This window comes from Bacillus sp. WP8 (genome assembly GCF_000800825.1).
In the GTDB taxonomy this organism is placed as follows: domain Bacteria; phylum Bacillota; class Bacilli; order Bacillales; family Bacillaceae; genus Bacillus; species Bacillus safensis.
Genome location: NZ_CP010075.1, coordinates 2,362,066 through 2,381,282 on the forward strand (window position 1 = coordinate 2,362,066; position 19,217 = coordinate 2,381,282).

The 19,217-nt window shown below is 41.3% G+C and carries 22 protein-coding genes; 3 read left to right on the top strand and 19 right to left on the bottom strand.

Annotation, left to right across the window (positions count from 1 at the left end; all coding sequences use genetic code 11):
• Positions 1-7 precede the first annotated feature (7 nt).
• The 7 genes from QR42_RS11920 to QR42_RS11950 all read right to left on the bottom strand — a co-directional run bounded on the left by QR42_RS11920 (position 8) and on the right by QR42_RS11950 (position 7,552).
• Positions 8-838, bottom strand: a complete 831-nt coding sequence (locus QR42_RS11920) for a manganese catalase (protein WP_039180211.1) — start codon at positions 836-838, stop codon at positions 8-10.
• Between the two features lie 126 nt (positions 839-964).
• Positions 965-2,005: a 2,3-butanediol dehydrogenase gene (locus QR42_RS11925; RefSeq protein ID WP_017358082.1), complete on the bottom strand. Its 1,041-nt coding sequence runs from the start codon at positions 2,003-2,005 to the stop codon at positions 965-967.
• A 70-nt stretch (positions 2,006-2,075) separates the two neighbouring features.
• The gene (locus tag QR42_RS11930) at positions 2,076-3,296 is read right to left on the bottom strand and encodes an MFS transporter (RefSeq protein ID WP_039180214.1); all 1,221 of its coding nucleotides are present in this window, start codon (positions 3,294-3,296) and stop codon (positions 2,076-2,078) included.
• A 372-nt stretch (positions 3,297-3,668) separates the two neighbouring features.
• Complete coding sequence (locus QR42_RS11935) at positions 3,669-4,418, bottom strand: SDR family oxidoreductase (RefSeq protein ID WP_039183227.1); 750 nt, start codon at positions 4,416-4,418, stop codon at positions 3,669-3,671.
• A 44-nt stretch (positions 4,419-4,462) separates the two neighbouring features.
• Positions 4,463-5,236, bottom strand: a complete 774-nt coding sequence (locus QR42_RS11940; RefSeq protein ID WP_039180217.1) for a class I SAM-dependent methyltransferase — start codon at positions 5,234-5,236, stop codon at positions 4,463-4,465.
• A gap of 85 nt (positions 5,237-5,321) precedes the next feature.
• The gene (gene fdhA, locus QR42_RS11945) at positions 5,322-6,536 is read right to left on the bottom strand and encodes a formaldehyde dehydrogenase, glutathione-independent (RefSeq protein WP_024423097.1); all 1,215 of its coding nucleotides are present in this window, start codon (positions 6,534-6,536) and stop codon (positions 5,322-5,324) included.
• Between the two features lie 413 nt (positions 6,537-6,949).
• A complete protein-coding gene (locus QR42_RS11950) occupies positions 6,950-7,552 on the bottom strand; it encodes a class I SAM-dependent methyltransferase (RefSeq protein ID WP_039183230.1) in 603 nt (200 codons plus the stop codon).
• A 267-nt stretch (positions 7,553-7,819) separates the two neighbouring features.
• Here QR42_RS11950 and QR42_RS19785 point away from each other — a divergent pair, with 267 nt between their 5' ends.
• Positions 7,820-7,945 carry a YjcZ family sporulation protein gene (locus QR42_RS19785; RefSeq protein WP_008342643.1) on the top strand — a complete coding sequence of 42 codons (126 nt, stop codon included), beginning with the start codon at positions 7,820-7,822 and terminating at the stop codon, positions 7,943-7,945.
• A 43-nt stretch (positions 7,946-7,988) separates the two neighbouring features.
• Here QR42_RS19785 and QR42_RS19345 read toward each other — a convergent pair whose 3' ends face one another.
• From QR42_RS19345 to QR42_RS11975, 7 genes are all read right to left on the bottom strand, one after another.
• Positions 7,989-8,150: a hypothetical protein gene (locus QR42_RS19345; protein WP_155734654.1), complete on the bottom strand. Its 162-nt coding sequence runs from the start codon at positions 8,148-8,150 to the stop codon at positions 7,989-7,991.
• Positions 8,151-8,310: 160 nt separating this feature from the next.
• Entirely contained in the window at positions 8,311-8,445 is a 135-nt protein-coding gene (locus QR42_RS19075; protein ID WP_064497892.1) for a YrzI family small protein, read from the bottom strand.
• Positions 8,446-8,895: 450 nt separating this feature from the next.
• A complete protein-coding gene (locus tag QR42_RS11955; protein WP_034279976.1) occupies positions 8,896-9,126 on the bottom strand; it encodes a YrhC family protein in 231 nt (76 codons plus the stop codon).
• A 72-nt stretch (positions 9,127-9,198) separates the two neighbouring features.
• Positions 9,199-10,347 carry a bifunctional cystathionine gamma-lyase/homocysteine desulfhydrase gene (locus QR42_RS11960; RefSeq protein WP_039180222.1) on the bottom strand — a complete coding sequence of 383 codons (1,149 nt, stop codon included), beginning with the start codon at positions 10,345-10,347 and terminating at the stop codon, positions 9,199-9,201.
• 1 nt (position 10,348) lies between these two features.
• On the bottom strand, positions 10,349-11,272 hold the full coding sequence (locus QR42_RS11965) for a PLP-dependent cysteine synthase family protein (RefSeq protein WP_039180225.1): 924 nt from the start codon (positions 11,270-11,272) through the stop codon (positions 10,349-10,351).
• A gap of 46 nt (positions 11,273-11,318) precedes the next feature.
• A complete protein-coding gene (mtnN, locus tag QR42_RS11970) occupies positions 11,319-12,014 on the bottom strand; it encodes a 5'-methylthioadenosine/S-adenosylhomocysteine nucleosidase (RefSeq protein ID WP_024423101.1) in 696 nt (231 codons plus the stop codon).
• A 15-nt stretch (positions 12,015-12,029) separates the two neighbouring features.
• Complete coding sequence (locus QR42_RS11975) at positions 12,030-12,671, bottom strand: class I SAM-dependent DNA methyltransferase (protein WP_039180228.1); 642 nt, start codon at positions 12,669-12,671, stop codon at positions 12,030-12,032.
• 186 nt (positions 12,672-12,857) lie between these two features.
• On the opposite strand from QR42_RS11975, the gene QR42_RS11980 reads away from it, so the two are divergent.
• Positions 12,858-13,061, top strand: a complete 204-nt coding sequence (locus tag QR42_RS11980; RefSeq protein WP_039183233.1) for a DUF2536 family protein — start codon at positions 12,858-12,860, stop codon at positions 13,059-13,061.
• A gap of 218 nt (positions 13,062-13,279) precedes the next feature.
• Here the strand turns inward: QR42_RS11980 and QR42_RS11985 are convergent, their stop codons facing one another.
• The 3 genes from QR42_RS11985 to greA all read right to left on the bottom strand — a co-directional run bounded on the left by QR42_RS11985 (position 13,280) and on the right by greA (position 16,279).
• Complete coding sequence (locus tag QR42_RS11985; protein WP_039180231.1) at positions 13,280-13,945, bottom strand: YrrS family protein; 666 nt, start codon at positions 13,943-13,945, stop codon at positions 13,280-13,282.
• A gap of 67 nt (positions 13,946-14,012) precedes the next feature.
• Positions 14,013-15,755 (bottom strand): peptidoglycan D,D-transpeptidase FtsI family protein, encoded by a 1,743-nt coding sequence (locus QR42_RS11990; RefSeq protein WP_039180234.1) that lies wholly within the window; start codon positions 15,753-15,755, stop codon positions 14,013-14,015.
• 50 nt (positions 15,756-15,805) lie between these two features.
• Complete coding sequence (greA, locus tag QR42_RS11995) at positions 15,806-16,279, bottom strand: transcription elongation factor GreA (RefSeq protein WP_039180237.1); 474 nt, start codon at positions 16,277-16,279, stop codon at positions 15,806-15,808.
• A 624-nt stretch (positions 16,280-16,903) separates the two neighbouring features.
• On the opposite strand from greA, the gene QR42_RS12000 reads away from it, so the two are divergent.
• Entirely contained in the window at positions 16,904-17,251 is a 348-nt protein-coding gene (locus tag QR42_RS12000) for an Ig-like domain-containing protein (protein ID WP_039180240.1), read from the top strand.
• Between the two features lie 52 nt (positions 17,252-17,303).
• Here QR42_RS12000 and udk read toward each other — a convergent pair whose 3' ends face one another.
• Positions 17,304-17,936, bottom strand: a complete 633-nt coding sequence (gene udk / locus QR42_RS12005; protein WP_024423106.1) for a uridine kinase — start codon at positions 17,934-17,936, stop codon at positions 17,304-17,306.
• 7 nt (positions 17,937-17,943) lie between these two features.
• The gene (locus tag QR42_RS12010; RefSeq protein WP_039180243.1) at positions 17,944-19,212 is read right to left on the bottom strand and encodes a peptidase U32 family protein; all 1,269 of its coding nucleotides are present in this window, start codon (positions 19,210-19,212) and stop codon (positions 17,944-17,946) included.
• Positions 19,213-19,217 lie beyond the last annotated feature (5 nt).

The window sequence follows — 19,217 nt, forward strand, 5'->3', positions numbered from 1 at the left end:
GACTTTTTTATTCACCCTTTTTTGGTGTGTTAAACAGTTCTTTTGGTGCAGGTTTGAGCTTTGGTGCTGAGCCGAATACGACAGGTGCAGAAATATATCTAAACTCTCCTTTTCCATCCATGCTGCGGCCATGTGCCCATCTGCCTTCCTTGCTTTCTTCCCCTCTTGAGAAGTTAAACAAATCATAGGAAACCTGCTGTTTTTCTAGTGAACGAGGGAAAGTGGTTGGTACGACGACATCCCCTTCCCGCTCTTCTAATTCCTTAATTGCCGCAAGCCACATATTTTGATGATATGTATCACGAGCAATGAGGAAGGAAAGCATATCTTTGACGCCGCGGTCATCTGTCATCTCGTAAAGCCTTGTGACCTGAAGTCTCCCTTGTGATTCTGCATTTAAATTGGCTCTGAAATCCGCCATTAAATTTCCGCTTGCAATGATATACTTGGCATTCCACGGATACCCTTGACTATCCGCTGCCATCCCCCCTAAACCGGCAACAATTGCATGCTGCGGATTCATTCCGCCCATAACAGCTGCAAGTGCTGGATCACTTTGATACGCCTGTTCCTGTTCTTTTACCGGTGCTTTATCAAGTAGACGTGCAATCATTGTCGCCAGCATTTCGACATGACCAATTTCCTCTGTCCCAACATCAAATAATAAATCCCTATATTTTTGGTCTGCCCGGCAATTAAACCCTTGAAATAAATATTGCATCATCACACTGATTTCACCATATTGACCGCCTAATACTTCTTGCAGCTTTTTCGCGTAAAGCGGATCTGGCTTTGAGGGCTTTGCTTCATATTGCAATTCTTTGATGTGATAAAACATGATGTCATCTCCCTTATCATGAAACATCTTTTCAATTATCACTATTCAACCGCAGCTCTCATTATGAAAATGACCTGATCACATAAAAAAAGAGAATGGCTTATGCCATTCCCTTTGTCATCTTACTTATTCAGCACTGACTAAAATTTTCACTTGATCTTTTTCATTGATTAAAGCATGGAAGCCATCCTCGATCACATCGTCCAGCTTGATTTTTTTCGTGACGAGTGTGTCTGCAGAGAAATAGCCTTTTCTCATTAAGTTTAATACAGATGGGAATACGTCTCTGTAGCCGATAATTCCTTTCACTGTACGTTCTTTGATGACAATATCATTTGGCATAATTTCTGCGCCTTTTTCCCAAATACTTACAATGACGGTTTCGCCTGAAATTCTAGTTGATTGGATTGCTTGCTTCAATACAACAGGTACACCTGTCACTTCAAAAGAAACATCGACGCCACCGTTTGTACGGCGTGCGATTTCTTGAACAACATCTTCATATTGAGAAGGATCTACAATGATCGCTCCAAGCTCTTTTGCTTTCTCTTGGCGTTCTTTTGATAGTTCAACTGCATAAATATCAGTAGCACCAGCTGCTTTTAATGCTTCAATGACAAGTAAACCAATTGGTCCGCAGCCAAACACAGCCGCTGTATCCCCAGCTTGTACTTTACTAGAACGTACCGCATATAAAGCAACTGCAGAAGGCTCAACAAGCGCGCCTTGCTCATAGGAGATTTCGTCTGGTAATAAATGAAGTAATTCTTCATCAACTGATACATATTCAGAGAATCCACCGCCGCCTCCGGCAAGTCCTAAAAAGCCCATGTTTTCATCTAAGTTATAAGCACCTTGATGCCCGTGAGTTGCAAAAATAGGTTCAACAACCACTCGATCGCCTACTTTGTAATTGCTCACGCCTTCTCCTACTTCAACAACTTCCCCAGAGAACTCGTGTCCCAATGTAATTGGTGCTTTTTCTTTTGTAAGTGGATGAGGTTCATTCACAGGAATGAAGATCGGTCCGCCTAAATATTCATGTAAATCACTACCACAAATGCCGCACCATTTTACTTTCAGTTTCACTTTACCTGGAGCAACTGTTGGTTCGTCAATTTCCTCTAGTCGAATGTCCTTTTGATCGTGCCAGCGTAGTGCTTTCATTTGTAAGACTCCTTTTCTCATCAATTTAATTAACTTACTTAAATAATGATAACATAATTTTTTTAATTTTCTAAGTAGGATGCACTATTTTTTTGACAGTCAATGGACGAAAGATGACAAAACATAGCAATAGACAGATAAGAAGCATACATATACACCCAATGATGACGGACATTCTGATTGATAAAACATGAGCGAGCCCGCCGAATATTCCTGTCATGGCTATTGTCAAAATGGCTTCAATGAAAGCATAAAAGCTGGCTATCCTCCCCATCACCTCTACTGGGATATTTGTTTGATAGAACGTCATAAAACCTGTATTCGCAAAAGCTAAAAAGAAGGCTAAAACAAAAAATCCAACAGCGGCTGCACATAGGGTGCTGGAAAATGCATAAATAAGATAGCCAAACGCCACAAACAAACTGCCGATTCCAAGCATCAGCGAAACTGACAGCCTTTCGACAATGATCGAATTAAGACTTGCCCCTGCGATGATGCCTGCTCCAGCCACACTAACAAGAAGGCCATATTGGGTATCAGTCAGCATCAGTACTTCTTTTGCAAAGGCTGTTTCAAGTGAGTCAATGGCCGTAGGAAGGACCGATATCGCCGCACTAAATAATAAATATACCGCCATGATCTGGCGTGACGTCAGACTAAATCGCAGAACAAGCTTTGCATCCTCTTTTAACATTGAAAGGGAAAACCCCTTTTGGCCAGCATCTGTTTTGAGCAAATTCGGTAAACACATCGTTAACAGAGCAGATATCAAAAGGCAGAACGCATTTACATAAATTGAAAGAACAGGCGTCCCGATGAGAAAAAGCAGACCTGCTGCTGCGGGTCCAAGTAAAAATCCACCGGATTGTAATAAAGAGCGAATGGCATTAAACCGTTTTCGGTTATCGGCCGGGATGAGTCCTGTCATATACACCATCGACGCTGGATGAAACATCGCTTGTGCCATCTGTATGAAAAACACCATGACATACAGGATGAGCAGATGTCCTGAAAATAAGGCAAAAGGGATGCATGCAATGAGCAAAGCACGGGTAATATCTAAACTGATCATCACATTCCGCTGATTCAGCCTGTCAATCAAACTGCCAGACCAGCTATTGGTCAAAAGAGAAGCTGCCGGTCTTAGCAAATAAACTGCTGTTACAGCAAGAACAGAGCCCGTTTCTTGAAAAATAAGCAGATGGAGGGCAATCATATAAATCCATTCTCCTATGTTTGCGATCCCGATGGCTCCAAGCAAAATACTCATATCCAGCCAATGTTTTTTCATCATTGTCCCCCCTATTTGTCATAAAAAAAATCCCGCCCCCAAGACATTTCTGTCTTGAGGACGGGATTTACTCCGCGTTGCCACCTCAGTTCATTCATCTGTTGCCAGATGAACCTTAGCGGGTGATCATTCACCCTTCTCTGTAACGGGAGAAATTCGCTGCACCACCATCCGAGAGAATCCGGTGCAGAGCTAAGAGGCTTGGTTCCATCATGCTTCCCAGCTCCTTCTCAGCTTCACGGAGTTCTCTGTGTGGGGCAGCTATGATGTACTCTTCTCTATTGGCGCTGTGTCTTTTTTTCATCACGATCTTCAGCTGAATTGTTACATATTGTACTGCCGCTCGATCAAAGCGTCAATGTTTTTTTCATGTTAATCCGCATAAATCATTTTTCTAGTCATGCCGCCATCAACAACCAAATCTGTGCCGGTCACAAATTGATTGTCTTCATCTGTTAAATAAAAACAAGCTTTCACAATATCCTTTGGCGTGCCGACTCGATTGGAAAGATGCTGCTGATGGTCAACTTCTCGAAGACTTTTCTCATCCTTCGTTTCAATCCACCCAGGGGAAATGCTATTCACCGTTATGTGATCCTGACTAAAAGAAACCGCCAAGGCATGAGTAAGCGCGGAAATCCCGCCTTTTGATGCAGCATAAGCTTCCGTATGAGGCTCTGACATGGTCGCACGGGTAGATGAAATGTTCACAATGGAACCGCCTTTTGGATTCTCTTTCATATAACGCGCTGCTTCTCTAGCACATAAGAAAGTCCCTCTTACGTTTGTATGCAGGACATGATCCCACTCATCGACTGTTAATTCATAAGGTGATACTGTGCACATGACGCCTGCATTATTGATGAGAATATCAATCGTTTTACAGCGCTCCGCTGCAAACGACATTAAGCGCTGGATATCCTTCTCTTGTTTCACATCCGTTTTGATAAAATAAACTTCATAGGACTCTTTTCTCAGCTGCTCCTCCAAACGCTCCCCCTTCTCTTCATCTATATCCGCAAACACCACACGCGCCCCTTCTTTTGCATAACCGCAGGCGATCGTTTCACCAATTCCATTGGCTGCGCCTGTGATGATGACGGTTTTTCCTTTAAAATTCAGCATTTGATTGATTCCTTTCTATGACTGGTTTGTATGATTAACTTTTACCCTTTCCTGAAAAGAGCAACCCAGTCATCTACCTCTATTGATTCTATTTGATCCTCTGTCATTTTCAATCTATAATATTGCTTTATTTTCTCGTTAGCATCTAACAAGTATTCTGTAACGATCTCTTCTTCCTTTAAAGTTTTCGTTGTTCGCTTGACCCATTCTTGAAAAGGGTAACGTTTTTTTCGTTCCATCGATTTTACTTCTTTTATTCCTTCTGTTAAAAACAATTCTCGCCATTGTTCTGTCGATAGACAGGAGACATGACTTGGGTCTCTCAATCGTTCTAGCTCATTGATAAATAGTGCAAGCTCTTCATCATTTGGCGAAACATTATCAATAAAGAAAAACAGACCATTTGACTTTAATACACGAGATGCCTCTTTGGCAAACTGTTCAGGGTGCGGGAAATGGTGTGCTGCAATTCGGCATGTGACCATATCAAATGTGCCATCTAAAAAAGGAAGGCTTTCTGCATCCGCTACTACATAAAAAATTTGTGGATACGCTTTTAAATGAAGTGATGTATGAGAAAGCATTTCTTTCGTTAAATCCGTCGCAAACACTTGTTTCACATATGGAGCCAGTGTTTTTGCGGTATGCCCGCCACCAGTTGCTATATCGAGAACGACCCAGCTTTCTTCTGGAGCTGCCCATTCAACAATGAGATCTAGGTCTGCTCCCTTTGCATGAGTTTGACTCGTCACATACTTTTCTGCATTTCTCCCAAATTGTTCTATAACTCTTCTTTTGGCTTGATCTGTATTCATCTGATTCCTCCCCTTTGAAATAGATTGGATTTTCCACAATAAAGAGCCGTCCCATTTTATTGAGCGGCTCCTTTCATGTTAAAAATTATCGAGAAAGCATCCCGTGCGGATCAATGACAAATTTCTTCGCCACACCCGAATCAAAGTCACTATATCCTTTAGGGGCTTGATCAAGGTCAATGACGGTCGCATTGACGGCTTTGGCGATCTGTGCTCTTCCGCTTAAAATGGATTTCATTAGACTGCGATGATATTGCATAACAGGGGTTTGACCTGTCACAAAGGTATGAGCTTTCGCCCAGCCAAGTCCAATTCGCACTTTCAGAGAACCGACTTTTGCATCGGCATCCACTGCTCCTGGATCTTCTGTGACGTAAAGCCCTGGAATTCCAAGCTTGCCGCCAACTTTGGTAATATCCATAATTGTATTTAAAACGGTCGCTGGTGCTTCTCCCTGATCTCCATGACCCGAAGCTTCAAAGCCGACACAATCGACAGCACAATCGACTTCTGGCTCCCCTAAAATATTCGTGATTTGTTCGCCGATTCGATCATGTTTTCGTAAATTGATCGTCTCGCAGCCGAAGCTTCTTGCCTGCTCCAGTCTTTGCTCATTCAGATCTCCAACAATCACAGCAGATGCGCCAAGAAGCTGAGCCGAATGGGCTGCTGCAAGACCTACTGGACCAGCACCTGCAATATATACGGTCGAACCAGGCTTTACTCCTGCCGTATAAGCACCATGAAAACCTGTCGGGAAAATATCGGAAAGCATTGTGAGATCAAGGATTTTTTCCATCGCTTGATCTTTGTCTGGAAATTTGAGCAGCTGAAAATCTGCATATGGAACCATGACATACTCGGATTGACCGCCAACCCATCCGCCCATATCTACATATCCATAAGCAGAGCCTGGACGGTCCGGGTTTACATTTAAGCACACATGGGTCTTTTGTTCCTTACACATGACGCAGCGTCCGCATGCAATATTAAACGGAACGGACACGAGATCTCCTTTTTGAATAAATTCCACATCTCGCCCAACTTCAACGACTTCACCTGTAATTTCATGACCAAGGACAAGTCCTTCAGGTGCAGTCGTACGCCCTCTTACCATGTGTTGATCACTTCCGCAAATATTCGTCGTCACTACTTTTAAAATGACGCCATGCTCACATTTGCGCCCCACATTGGCTTTAGGTACACCCGGGCCATCTTTTAAGACCAAATCAGGGTATCCAATATCCTCAACTGCTACTTTTCCTGCTCCTTTATAAACGACACCTTTGTTTCCCGACATGATTTCATTCCTCCCTTTTGTTTAAAAATGAAGTCTCTACAATTTTCTCTATTTCTTAAGCAATTTCCTTCTTCAAACCGCACATTATGTGAAAAAGAAGGAGGTACATGTCTACATGAGAAAGAAAAATGTGTCTTCCAGTGAAATAAAAAAGAAAATATTGAAAAAAAAGCTAAACTTTTGCAGAACGGTGTCGATATAAGAAATAAGCCAGACAGGTATCCTTAATCGACAAACAAATTCCTTATATATACTATCATTCCTTACACACCTGGCTGGCGCCTACCTTACATACAAAAGGCTCTTCTGATGAAGAGCCTTTATTTATTTTTACATTCAATTGCAGACAAAGAGGCTCCTCTGACGAAGAGCCTCTTTTTGAGTGCTTGTTCATTACCTGGGAAATATTTTCATCATTTTAAAGCTTTGATACAGATGTATGTATCATAGTGATAAACCGAGACTTCTCTAAAGTGATATGCTGAAAACAGATGGCTGATCTCTTGTTCACTGTACGATGAAAAAGATGTTGACCGTTTTTGTTCCTTTATCAGCTCCTGCTTTTGAAAAGATAAAAATACTTCACCATCCACTTGAAGGACGCGGTACACTTCCTTCATAACTTGCTCAATATCCTTCAAGTAATAGATCGTCTGCACCGTAAATAATTTATTGAATGATCTGTCTTCAAAAGGTAATTGCTCAGCCTTACCAAGCGTAATAACGGCTTTGTCCTGTTCCGCAAGCTTCTTATGTTTTCTTTTTGCATATTTAATCATATGACGAGAGGCATCCACTCCATATACTTTTCCGCGGTCAAGTTTTTCTGCTACCTTTGATAAGGTGATGCCTCTTCCAGTCCCAATTTCTAAAATTCGGTCATTTTCTTGTATATTTAAGAGTTGAAGCGTCCATTCATTGATATTATGATGATTTTTTTCCATATAGCGGGCAACCCATTTTGAGAACAAGCCTTTTGGTTCCCTCATTTGTTTTCCAATCCAGCTTTGAATCAATGTTAACACCTGCTTTTCACCAGTAAATATAACTATTTACAAATTTTCTTACTTTTCATATCGGCTCTCACCTAACAAAAATTAAGACCTAGTCCTAATTTATTTGTCCTTTATAAGACGCTCCTTTTCAGAAAATGTTTCGCAGAAAGTGAAAATTTTTTGACCTGAATAGGCGTTTTCATTATTTGTGCTCAGATTGATTTCGTTTTCTGCATGAGCTGCATAATTTATAAATGTATCTTGATAAGATAAAGGTGGTGCTAGATTATGGGCTTTGGCGGTTATTCTGGAGGCTACTGCGGTGGCTACGGTGGCGGTTTTGCAGGCGGATTCGCATTGCTTGTTGTACTGTTCATTTTGTTGATCATCATTGGTGCAAGCTGGATTTGCTAATGTAAAAGGAGCAGGAAACCATGACGTTTCCTGCTCCTTTTCTTTAATACCAATAAGTCCGGTACTGATACATATAACGTCTGAGCATTTCCTCTCGCTCTCTTTGCATGCGGTATGGATTGCCGTACCCGTGCTTTAAGGAATGCGGAATAGATGCATATCCGTGCCCCACAGACGGAAATCTCATATAGGGTGACATCGACATTTATTGATCACCTCACAATCTCCTTTTACGGTTATCATATGTGCAGGTGATCAATGTGGAGCGTGTCTAAACCTGGTCCTTCTCCCTCGTATAACAATCAAGCATGGCAAGCATCATAAACATGTCAATCTCCTCCTTTTCACTTTTTTCATTTCCTGTTTTAGTTCATATACTTTAGTTGTTTCTGTTTCATTTCTTCATAAAATGTTTCGACTTCTTGTTCGTAAAGAACAGTCTCAATATCCTTGTATTTACGTTTGATCGTCAATGTAATAAAAAATAAATGGATTGTCATATACGCTCACCTCCCTTCAGTTCGCAGCACGCGAAATAGCCCGCAGATCTTCTTTATCAGTTGACCTGCGGGCACACAAAAATACAGCTCAAAAGACATTGTCTTCCAACCTGCAATGGATGATACGTGTGAAATCCTCGTTTACTACTTAAACAGTTATAAAGCGTGCACCGTATAAGGCAAAGGAAGAACACGAACTCTTCCACAGGCTGATGACATGATGAAATTGTTGGTTGAATTGATCACAAGTAGATACGAATAACATATTCTTCAGCCTCCTTTACGTTTTTTTAATTACTTTGTAAGTATATCCAGCAAGCACCATTTTGTAAACCTGTTTTTAGTAATATAGATGATTTTTGTGTTTTTGACTAAATTTCTACAGTTATTCTTGTCCGATTGTCCAATACAATGAAAAAAGCCCCTCAGGCACATGAGGAGACTTTCGAATTAATCTTCATCTAATTCTTGCAGTTTCTTTTGAAAGAAAATCGCACGTTTAACACAAACAAAAGCTGCTAATAAGAAAACACAATCTATTCCCATCATCAGCATTTTTGGAGATGCTTCGATGTGCTGGTTCGGTAAGATCGTACCAATATATAAAAAGGTGCTGACAGCAAGCAAAATAAAAGCGTACTGCTTGTAATCTGTCACTAAATCACTCCACTTTTTCTTCACTTGTTTCACCTTCCAGTTATTAATGTCTATTCATAGCTTAACATAGTGAGAGAAAGTGAGGAGCATGTAAATCTATCCATTCGCCAGCGCGCTAAGTCCTTGCTTGATATCATGTAGTAAATCATCAACATCTTCAATCCCAACGGAAATACGAATTAAACCATCTGTGATGCCAAGCTCCTCCCTGCGGTCTTTTGGAATGGACGCATGGGTCATCCGGGCAGGGACAGAAATTAAGCTTTCTACCGCTCCAAGGCTTTCTGCGATCGTAAACAGCTTTAGCTGGCTCAAAAATACATCAACATGTTCTTCTTTTCCAATATCAAAAGAGATCATTCCGCCGAAGCCAGATGCTTGCGTTTTCGCAAGTTCATGGCCAGGATGAGTACCGAGACCTGGATAATAAACACGTGTGACAGCTGGATGTTGCTTTAAAAATTCAGCGATTTTCTGTGCATTTTGTTGATGTGCTTCCATTCTTAGCCCAAGTGTTTTCATCCCTCTCATGAGAAGCCATGAATCCTGCGGTCCAAGAATTCCGCCTGTCGAGTTTTGAACAAAGTGCAGTTCTTCTCCAAGCTCTTTCGTCGCTGTGACGACAAGCCCGCCCACAACATCACTATGACCGCCTAAATATTTAGTCGCACTGTGCAGAACAATGTCCGCACCATATTCAATCGGCTTTTGGAAATACGGTGTGAAAAATGTATTATCGACAATCATCAAGATGTTGGCTTCCTTTGTCAATTCGCCGATCGCTTTTAGATCCGTCATTTTGAGTAAAGGATTGGTTGGTGATTCAATGTAAACGGCTTTTGTTTCAGGTAAAATGGCTTTTTTCACCGCTTCAGGATCACTTGTGTCAACAAAGGTTGCAGTAATGCCAATTCGGTTTAGCACCTTTGTGATGACGCGGTAGGTTCCGCCGTACACGTCATCTGTCAGGACAATATGATCCCCGCTGTTAAACAGCATCATCACCGCCGTAATGGCTGCCATTCCTGAACCAAATGCGTAGCCGTTTGCTCCTCCTTCAAGATCACGAATGACTGTTTCCAGTGCGGTTCTTGTTGGATTTGCTGTTCTGGAGTATTCATACCCCGTATGTTCGCCTGCTTTCGGCTGCTTATACGTGCTCACTTGGTAAATAGGTACAGACACGGCGCCTGTTCTTTCATCACCCGTTGTTCCGCTGTGAATCATCATTGTTTTTGGTTTCATTCTATTTTCCTCCCTCATAAATTCCTTTACTTAAATATCGCTCACTGCTGTCAGGAAAAATGGTCACAATGACTGACCCAGGTGCTGCTTTCTTTGCTTCCTCTAAAGCGGCAAATAAAGCGGCACCAGAAGAGCTGCCGATGAGAACACCTTCTTTTTCAGCTGCTTCTTTCACCATTCGAAACGCATCATCATCACTGACAGTGTAAATCTCATCGAATAAAGCCTGCTCCATATAATCTGGGATAAATTCAAGACCAATTCCTTCTGTTCTATGCGGGCCCGGATCCCCACCATTTAAAATTGACCCTTCAGGCTCCACAACAACCGTTTTTAACGACGGATGCTGCTCTTTTAAATAGGCGGCACACCCTTGAAAAGTCCCGCCAGATCCTGCTCCTGCGACGAATACATCGATATTCCCTTTTAAGTCGGACCATAATTCCGGACCGAGCGTTCTGTAGTAAGTCAATGGATTTACTTTGTTTTTAAATTGTAAAACACAATAGGCATTGTCAAGGCTTGCCTCTAGTTCAAGGGCTCGATCAATCGCACCCTTCATGCCTTCTTTTCTCGGCGTATGAATAATCTCTGCACCGAGCGCCTTCATCACCTGCTGTTTTTCTTGACTAAAATGTTCTGGTACACAAAAAATGGTCTGCAATTGATGCTTTCTTGCACTTAGGGCAAGCCCAATTCCTGTGTTCCCAGCAGTTGCTTCAATAATGGTTCCGCCTGGACGCAGTTTGCCAGATGCTAATGCTTCTCTGATGAGCATATCACCTAAACGATCTTTAATACTTCCACCTGGATTCATCATCTCAAGCTTTGCATACACCTCAACGCCTTCTGGGACGCCAATCCCTGACAGCTTTAAAAGCGGTGTGCGGCCAATTAATTCGGTAATATCCTTTATGACAGCCATATAATTCCCTTCCTTTGCATGGAAAAGAAGGGGGAAACCCCTTCTTTTATTGTGTTTGCTTTATCATACGCAAGACAAGGTCGGTTGAGTGAATCGCTGCTTGCTCAAGGAATTGATCAAAGGAGATATTGGATTCTTTCCCAGCAATATCTGATAGCGCACGAACGACAACAAATGGCGTACCAAAGAGCTGACAGACCTGTGCAACAGCTGCAGCTTCCATTTCCACCGCATATAGCTCTGGAAACTTCTCTCTTACAAACGCTACACGATCCGGATCATTCATAAATGAATCTCCTGTTGCAATCGTTCCTTTTGCCACTTGAATATGATCGATCTCTAAAGCAGATTCCTCTGCAAGCTTCACAAGCTTTTCATCCGCAATGAAAGCAGCTGGAAGTCCCGGCACTTGTCCATATTCGTAATCAAAGATGGTCACATCTACATCATGATGTCTCACATCAGTAGAGATGACAATATCACCTACATTTAATGAGTGATGGAAACCGCCAGCAGATCCTGTATTGATCACATAATCTGGCTGAAAGCGGTCAAGCAGTAATGTTGTGCTGACCGCTGCATTTACTTTTCCAATCCCTGATTTTAATAAAATCACTTCTTTATCTTCATAAACACCTGTTGTAAATTCACACCCAGCGATGTTTTCTTGTGTAGCATTCTTTAGTTGATCTCTTAAAATCGTCACTTCTTCTTCCATTGCACCTATAACTGCGATTTTCAAAACAAAAACATCCTTTCATTCCCTTTTCTTCGCTTCTACGATCCAAACAAAATCATTCATTTGATGAAAGGATGTGCTAAAACCTTCTTCTTCAAAGATTTGCTTTAACACATCAATGGATGGATAATATTCCGTTTCTAAATCCTCTGCAAGCTGATCGAACCCTGCAGCTCTCGCTTTGTCGATTTCAGCTTGATGTGCTGCTTGATTTTGAAACATTGTATCAGCAAAGACTATTTTACCATCTGAGTGAAGGATGTTGCTATAGGTGTGAATGGCTTGTTTTTTTTCTTCATTCGTTAAATGGTGGAATGCATATGAGCTGACGATCGTATCCGGCTCAAAAGGCGGCGCTGGAAATGATAAAAAATCCCCATCATGAAGTATATTTGGTAGTCCTTTTTGAAGAGCTGCTTTCTTCATGGCATCTGATGGTTCAACACCAAACACGTTTTTATCAGCTGCAAGCAGGAGCGCTGTTAGATTCCCCGTACCGCTTCCAAACTCAAGAACATATTGGCCTGAACGGCGGGTAATTTCATTTAAAATAGCCGGATACCGGCGAAACACTTCTTTATACTGCTCGTCATGACCACTCACCGTGTCGTCATAAGAGTCAGCCCAATGATCAAATAAAGAAAGAAATTCACGTCCCATTTTCTTTCCCTCCACTTTATCTTTTTATTCCTATGCGTATAGTATGTTTTATTCCGTCGAACAGTTCCTATCCTACCACAACTTCTGTTTCTTTCCTACTAAAAAATACTGGGAGAGGTAGAAAAATATTTGCCCTTCTGAGGGAGAGAGATTAAGATGAATGAAGAGTATAGAGAGGTGAATCAAATGGATTTTCAGCTGGATTTTTTAAAGGATAAAATTGAATTTTTTGAAGCAACATCTTTAAAAGAACTTGAACAAAAGATCCAAAAACAAATTGAACATAATCAGGCGATTCTGCTGACCGTTCATTCTGTCAGTCATCAAACGACTGTGATCGATGAGCAGATTTTGTATACAGCAGTTGTTCATTTTAAAGCGAATGTTTAAACAAAAAAGATAGCAGATCTGCTATCTCAGCGTGTAGACAAACCCTCGCATTCGTTGTCAGTTCTGCGTGCCGGTGCTCACGAATGTCAAATTCGCTCCGCTCCGGTACTCGTCCTTCCTAGACTGCAAAGGTTTTCTATCACGCTGAAAAGAAGACAAAGGGCTAAAATAAACATCATTTTAGCCCTTTGTCAACAATCTGCTATCTTTTTTCGTGTTTATCTTAATTTTTCAACCTTCACAGGTTTCCAGCCTTTTTCATCTACCCACGTAATTTCCACGCGGTAGCGTTCACCTGTTGATTTATCACGGATGGTTCCTTTTGCATCTTGAGGACCTCCGTTATTTCCTAACCAAAGAACGGTCATTTGATCTTCTGAAATTCCTGTCGCATAGGACATGGCTTTGATCATTTCTTTCCAGTCTGTTGAGCTCGAATCATAGGTTGCTGTATGTGAACCGGATTGCTCTGTTCCTACAGGCTCCCAGTCATCGTTTTCGTATGTTTTGTCGACGTCACTTGTTTTGCCGCCGTCTGTTTCTTTGGCGTCTTTTAACGCATCTTTATTAGGTTTTTCTTCATCATCTGTCTTCTTCGTATCGTCGTCTTGATCAGATGAATCATCTTTTTTTGCATCTGAATCATCGGATGTATCTTTCTTTGGATCTTTCACATCTTCTTCTGAGTTTTGTTTATTTTCACTTGTTGCAGGTGCCGTTTTTGATGGTGCATCCGCTACATCTGGATCTTTCGGCTTATTAAAAATTAACAAACTCGATGCGACAACCAAAATAAGCACCACAACGATACCAATTAATATGTTAAGCACCATATTTGCCTTTCTGCGCTTATCACGATGTTCAAATCGAGAATTTCTACTCAAAATCTCTGCACTCCTTTGCCTCTGTTCCCTAAGTCGTTTCTATTCTAACATGTCATGAAGGGATGTTCTATGTCTGTTTCTTTTCAATTTCATTGACCTTTTTTACAATATCATAAAACGCATCATTTGTCTTAGCCCGGGCACTTGTCTCGTCAAGGTGAACAACCACAAGGGCGTATTTTGGTTTTTCTACCGGAAAGTATCCAGCAAACCACTTATGATAAAGCGGATTCCCCTTTTTGTCTTGACCGCCGGTTTGGGCAGTACCTGATTTCCCCGCTACATCGTATGGCAAATCTTGAAACCTTCTTCCGGTTCCCTTGTCAGAGGTCACCACCTGTCTTAAGAATTTTTGCAGCTTTTGAGCTGTATAGCGGTCTATGCTGCTCCCTTCAGGCCGTTTGTTTTGAAAGGACAGCATCGTAGTTCCGTTTTGATACAGCACTTTTTCTGCGATTTTCACTTCTTTTCGTTCTCCTCCTCTTGCGATCGTAGCCATCATATTCGCGATTTGCAGAGGAGTCGTTTTAACATTTTTTTGTCCTATTGCGGTTTGTGCAATGGCTTTTTTGACATGCTTGTCTCTTTTATCTCCCCACACACTGCCTGTTTCTTCACGATCAAACTGTTTGAAGTGCTGCTTATGATAGACATCCCCTTCCCAGCCAGCTCGATCTAATAGTCCAAGCTTTGCAGCCGTCTTTTCGATGATTTGATCATCTGTTTGAATGAGCCTTTCAGCAAGTGTCGCAAAGGTATAATTGCAGCTCTCTGAGAAACTGTCCGTCAGATTTAGCACTTCCTGTTTTCCTTCAGGCTCTCCATATAAATTCTTTCGACAGTCATACAAGGTTTGTGGCTGGTCAAGATTTTTTTCGATTGCTGCGGTAAGCACAGCCGTTTTAAAGACAGAGCCTGGTGCAATAGCTGTCAGCATGTAATTTCTTGCCTCATGCCGGTTTTTGCTTGTGACATTTGGGGTACTCGCCATCGCCAGCACACTGCTTTTTTCAATGTCGAGCAGAACGGCACCGCCTTTTTCAACGCCTTGTTCTTTGAGCACCTTTTCCATTTCAGCCTGCATGTCCTCATCTATTGTTGTCTGTACCTGAAGTGGATAAAAGGAATGAGCTTCTGCTGTATATTTGACGTCCATACCGAACAAAGGGTTTCCCCTTCCGTCCACATGATATAACAATTTTGTGTCTTGCTCGGGTAATAGAAATTCGTCAAAGGTGCTTTCCAGCCCAAATGTGCCGATTTCAGTACGAATGGAAAGCTCTTTTTTGTCAGGATAACGCTTCCTCAATAGTTCTGGATTCTCGCTTGTGAAACCTAATGTGTGGAGGGCAAGTCTTTTTTTGTCCTTCTCTTTCATATATACGCCGTACACACCTGAATATTTCATATCATTGATGTCTTTCAGCTTTTTTTTCGTGATGTCATCTTTTAAAATGAGCGGTTTTTTCGTTTCTGTTAACTGTTTTTTGAGTTCATTCTCTTCTATCTCTAGAATAGAGGCGGTTTGCTGTAAGCGCGGAAGATCATATTGCAGGAAAGGAAATAAGATAACCGCGGGCTGTTCTTTTGTAAGAAGTGCTTGGCCGTTTCGATCTAAAAACTCACCGCGTCCGTCTGAAATGACGACTTCTTCTGTTCGCTGTTTGACACTTTCTTGTATTAAATTGATATCAAGCTTTGAAAACGATTCTGTGAAGAACAGCTGAATTTCTGCCAGTCTCATCAGAAGACCGAGAAATAGCATAAAAATAATCGCACCTGTCCATTGAATTCTTCTTTTTTTGCGCATAAAAACACCTCGTCCCTATTGTGGACGAGGTGTTTACCTGATAAACGTGATTATGAAATTTTTACAATTTTGACGAACATTTCTCCGCCAGGTGTTTGAACGGTTACTTTGTCGTCTACTTGTTTACCTAAAAGGCTTTTTGCAATCGGTGAATCGTTTGAAATCTTGCCTTCAAACGGATCAGCTTCTGCACTTCCCACAATGGTGTAAGACTCTTCTTCGCCGTCTGGTAATTCAACGAATGTCACCGTTTTACCAAGTGAAACAACATTTGAATTTCCTTCATCTTCGATAATTTTGGCATTACGAATCATATTATCAAGCGTTGTAATACGGCCTTCTACAAACGCCTGCTCTTCTTTAGCAGAATCATATTCCGAGTTTTCAGAGAGGTCTCCAAAACTTCTAGCGATTTTAATACGCTCTACAACCTCTTTACGTTTAACCGTTTTCAAATGTTCAAGTTCTTCTTCTAATTTACGCTTTCCTTCTTCTGTCATTGGAAATACTTTCTCTTGTGCCATGAATCATTCACTCCTTCTATTAATCCTCATCATACAAACTTTCTGCACGTGAGTGACGACTGAAATATACAAGAATGAGGACATGTTCAGGCCCTCATTCCTTCTGTCCCATATTCGTAAAAGTCCATCTTACATGGCGTCCCTTTTAGATGCAACTATTATGCCTTTTATTAGACAGGACCACTCCGCAGCGGTCTAAAATCGCACAAACTGTGGAAAGGCACAGGAAGCTCCTGTACCTCGTTCGGCCATTTCGATCATATGTAGAAGAATAGCTTACCCATTCTCCATCTTCCAATACATAATATGGTCAGTGTACGATATGTCTATGCTATATTATTACAAAATTGCGTTTTGATCAAGAATTGTTTGAAAATTTGTGATGATTTGTTTGTCGTTTTTTTAATATACTTTTTCAACTTCATTCTTTCGCTATGTGGTAGTGATTTCTCCAACTCTTCTTTTCTTCATTGTTTTCTTATCATATCAAACCCTCAAGATTTTTTCCGAGAATGCTGCTTTCATAAATGTTCACATATTATTAACAAATATTAACAAGGAAATATTTGGTTTTTGTTGAATTCTATCAATGCAAGACCAAATATATGCTAGGGAGTGTTTTAAATGAACATGAAGAAAACAATTGTTTCTGTTCTATCCATCTCTACCTTATCTTTTTCACTAATGGGCATGGCTTCAGCCAAAGAAACAGCGGATTTCACAGTCAATAGCAGCTCGTCTGGATTTCAAACATTAGATGTGATTTCGATTCAAGATTACAGTGTATCTTTAAGAGTTAGTGAGCAATACTCGGTCTATAATTCTGCAGCTACACGTTATTGGACAGATAAACAGAGTGTAGCTTCTGTTAGCTCTAATGGAATAGTGACCGCAAATTCACCTGGCAAAGCCACGATCACTCTTTATAAAGGGACGTCTGTCTTAGGACAAGTTTTCGTGACTGTTTATTAATAGGATGCTGAAAAGACCTTTACACTGTAAAGGTCTTTTTCTTCGCCACCATTTACTCTGCTCGGTTTTGAAGAATGGTTTGAATTTTTGTGACCATTAAGTCTATTGCCACATGGTTTTGGCCGCCTTCTGGGATGATGATATCGGCGTATCGCTTTGTCGGTTCAATGAATTGATTATGCATCGGTCTGACAACAGATACATATTGTTCAATCACAGAATCGATCGACCGGCCTCTTTCCTTCGTATCGCGTAAAATGCGGCGGATGATGCGAAGGTCTGCATCTGTATCGACATACAGTTTAATATCCATTAAGTCTCTCAAACGTTCGTCTTCTAGTGCAAAAATGCCTTCAACGATGATGACATCCTTCGGCTCAACATGAACCGTCTCTTCTGAACGTGTGTTTAGTTTAAAATCATATATTGGTTTTTCAATGGATTCGTACCTTAGGAGCTGTTCCAAATGCTCAAACATCAGGTCATTGTCGAATGCAAGCGGATGATCATAGTTCGTGAGCAGGCGCTCTTCAAATGGCATATGACTTTGATTTTTGTAATATAAATCTTGCTGAAGCATGAGGATGGAATGTCCTTTAAATTTTTCATAAATTGAATTGGTGACGCTCGTTTTACCTGAACCCGAGCCGCCAGCAATTCCAATGACAACTGGTTTACTCCTCATGTGGCTGTTATTTCCCCTTTCTCATCATGTTGCTAGGGTATACTTTTTGATCAAGCTTGAATTTCACGATTTGCAGCGGATGACGAGCGGCATCTAGTTCATTGCCTTTTTCATCCCAAATCGTCTCAATTTTGCATGTGAAATTCTCAATTTCTGGTCCGAAGAATTCAACTTCATCCCCAGATTTAAAGAAGTTACGCTGCTGCAATGTCACGATTTGTTCTTTTTCATCATAATGAAGAACAAGACCTGCGAAGTCAAATGTCGTTTTCTTTCCATGACTGCCAAACATTTGTTCATCTGTTCCTGGTACGCCTTCGAAAAAGGCCGGCGCTGTGTCACGGTTTGCACATTTATCTAATTCATCTAACCATTCCTGCTGAATGACAAAATTGTCTGGATCAGCACAATAGGCATCGATGACTTTGCGATACACACTGACAACAGTGGCAACATAATGAATGGATTTCATCCGTCCTTCGATTTTTAAGCTGTCAATTCCCATTTCGATCATTTGAGGAATGGATTCAACAAGCTTCAAATCTTTTGGACTCATCGCAAATGGTGCATCTTCTTCACCAAATAATGGTGCTTCCTCAGAACCTTCTAGTTTATAAAGATCATAATCCCAGCGGCAGGACTGGCAGCAGCCTCCGCGGTTAGAATCTCTTGCCGTCATATGGTTACTGAGCACGCAGCGGCCAGAGTATGCGATACACATCGCACCATGAATGAATGTTTCGATTTCAATATCGACTTTTTCTTTCATTTCTCTAATTTCTAGCGCACTTGTTTCACGTGCAAGCACCACACGCTCAAGCCCTTCTTCCTTCCAAAATTGAACAGCTTTCCAATTTGAAAGAGATTGCTGTGTGCTTAAGTGGACTTCAAGCTTCGGTGCAACACGTTTACATGTTTCAATGATCAGTGGATCAGCTACGATAATGCCTGCTACTCCAGCGCCTTCAATCCCTTGAAGGTATTCCTCCAGCCCATCCATGTTTTCATTGTGGGCGAAGATATTCGTTGTCACATAAATGCGTGCGCCATATTTGTTTGCAAATGCGACGCCCTCTGCCATTTCTTCAATTGAAAAGTTATCTGCATTAGAGCGAAGCCCGAATTCTTTCCCGCCAATAAAAACAGCGTCAGCTCCATAATGTACAGCAATTTTCAGCTTTTCCAAGTTTCCTGCGGGTGCAAGCAGTTCTGGTTTTTTTGTAATGACACGTTTCCCATCAATCATTTCAGAAATACCATCTTTCAATAATGCCATTTCCT

Coding starts and splice junctions, on each gene's coding strand:
- QR42_RS11920 (WP_039180211.1), bottom strand. CDS start 838: ATGTTTTATCACATCAAAGAATTGCAATATGAAGCAAAGCCCTCAAAG.
- QR42_RS11925 (WP_017358082.1), bottom strand. CDS start 2,005: ATGAAAGCACTACGCTGGCACGATCAAAAGGACATTCGACTAGAGGAA.
- QR42_RS11930 (WP_039180214.1), bottom strand. CDS start 3,296: ATGAAAAAACATTGGCTGGATATGAGTATTTTGCTTGGAGCCATCGGG.
- QR42_RS11940 (WP_039180217.1), bottom strand. CDS start 5,236: ATGAATACAGATCAAGCCAAAAGAAGAGTTATAGAACAATTTGGGAGA.
- fdhA (WP_024423097.1), bottom strand. CDS start 6,536: ATGTCGGGAAACAAAGGTGTCGTTTATAAAGGAGCAGGAAAAGTAGCA.
- QR42_RS19785 (WP_008342643.1), top strand. CDS start 7,820: ATGGGCTTTGGCGGTTATTCTGGAGGCTACTGCGGTGGCTACGGTGGC.
- QR42_RS19345 (WP_155734654.1), bottom strand. CDS start 8,150: ATGTCGATGTCACCCTATATGAGATTTCCGTCTGTGGGGCACGGATAT.
- QR42_RS19075 (WP_064497892.1), bottom strand. CDS start 8,445: ATGACAATCCATTTATTTTTTATTACATTGACGATCAAACGTAAATAC.
- QR42_RS11960 (WP_039180222.1), bottom strand. CDS start 10,347: ATGAAACCAAAAACAATGATGATTCACAGCGGAACAACGGGTGATGAA.
- QR42_RS11965 (WP_039180225.1), bottom strand. CDS start 11,272: ATGGCTGTCATAAAGGATATTACCGAATTAATTGGCCGCACACCGCTT.
- QR42_RS11975 (WP_039180228.1), bottom strand. CDS start 12,671: ATGGGACGTGAATTTCTTTCTTTATTTGATCATTGGGCTGACTCTTAT.
- QR42_RS11980 (WP_039183233.1), top strand. CDS start 12,858: ATGGATTTTCAGCTGGATTTTTTAAAGGATAAAATTGAATTTTTTGAA.
- QR42_RS11990 (WP_039180234.1), bottom strand. CDS start 15,755: ATGCGCAAAAAAAGAAGAATTCAATGGACAGGTGCGATTATTTTTATG.
- greA (WP_039180237.1), bottom strand. CDS start 16,279: ATGGCACAAGAGAAAGTATTTCCAATGACAGAAGAAGGAAAGCGTAAA.
- QR42_RS12000 (WP_039180240.1), top strand. CDS start 16,904: ATGAACATGAAGAAAACAATTGTTTCTGTTCTATCCATCTCTACCTTA.
- udk (WP_024423106.1), bottom strand. CDS start 17,936: ATGAGGAGTAAACCAGTTGTCATTGGAATTGCTGGCGGCTCGGGTTCA.
- QR42_RS12010 (WP_039180243.1), bottom strand. CDS start 19,212: ATGGCATTATTGAAAGATGGTATTTCTGAAATGATTGATGGGAAACGT.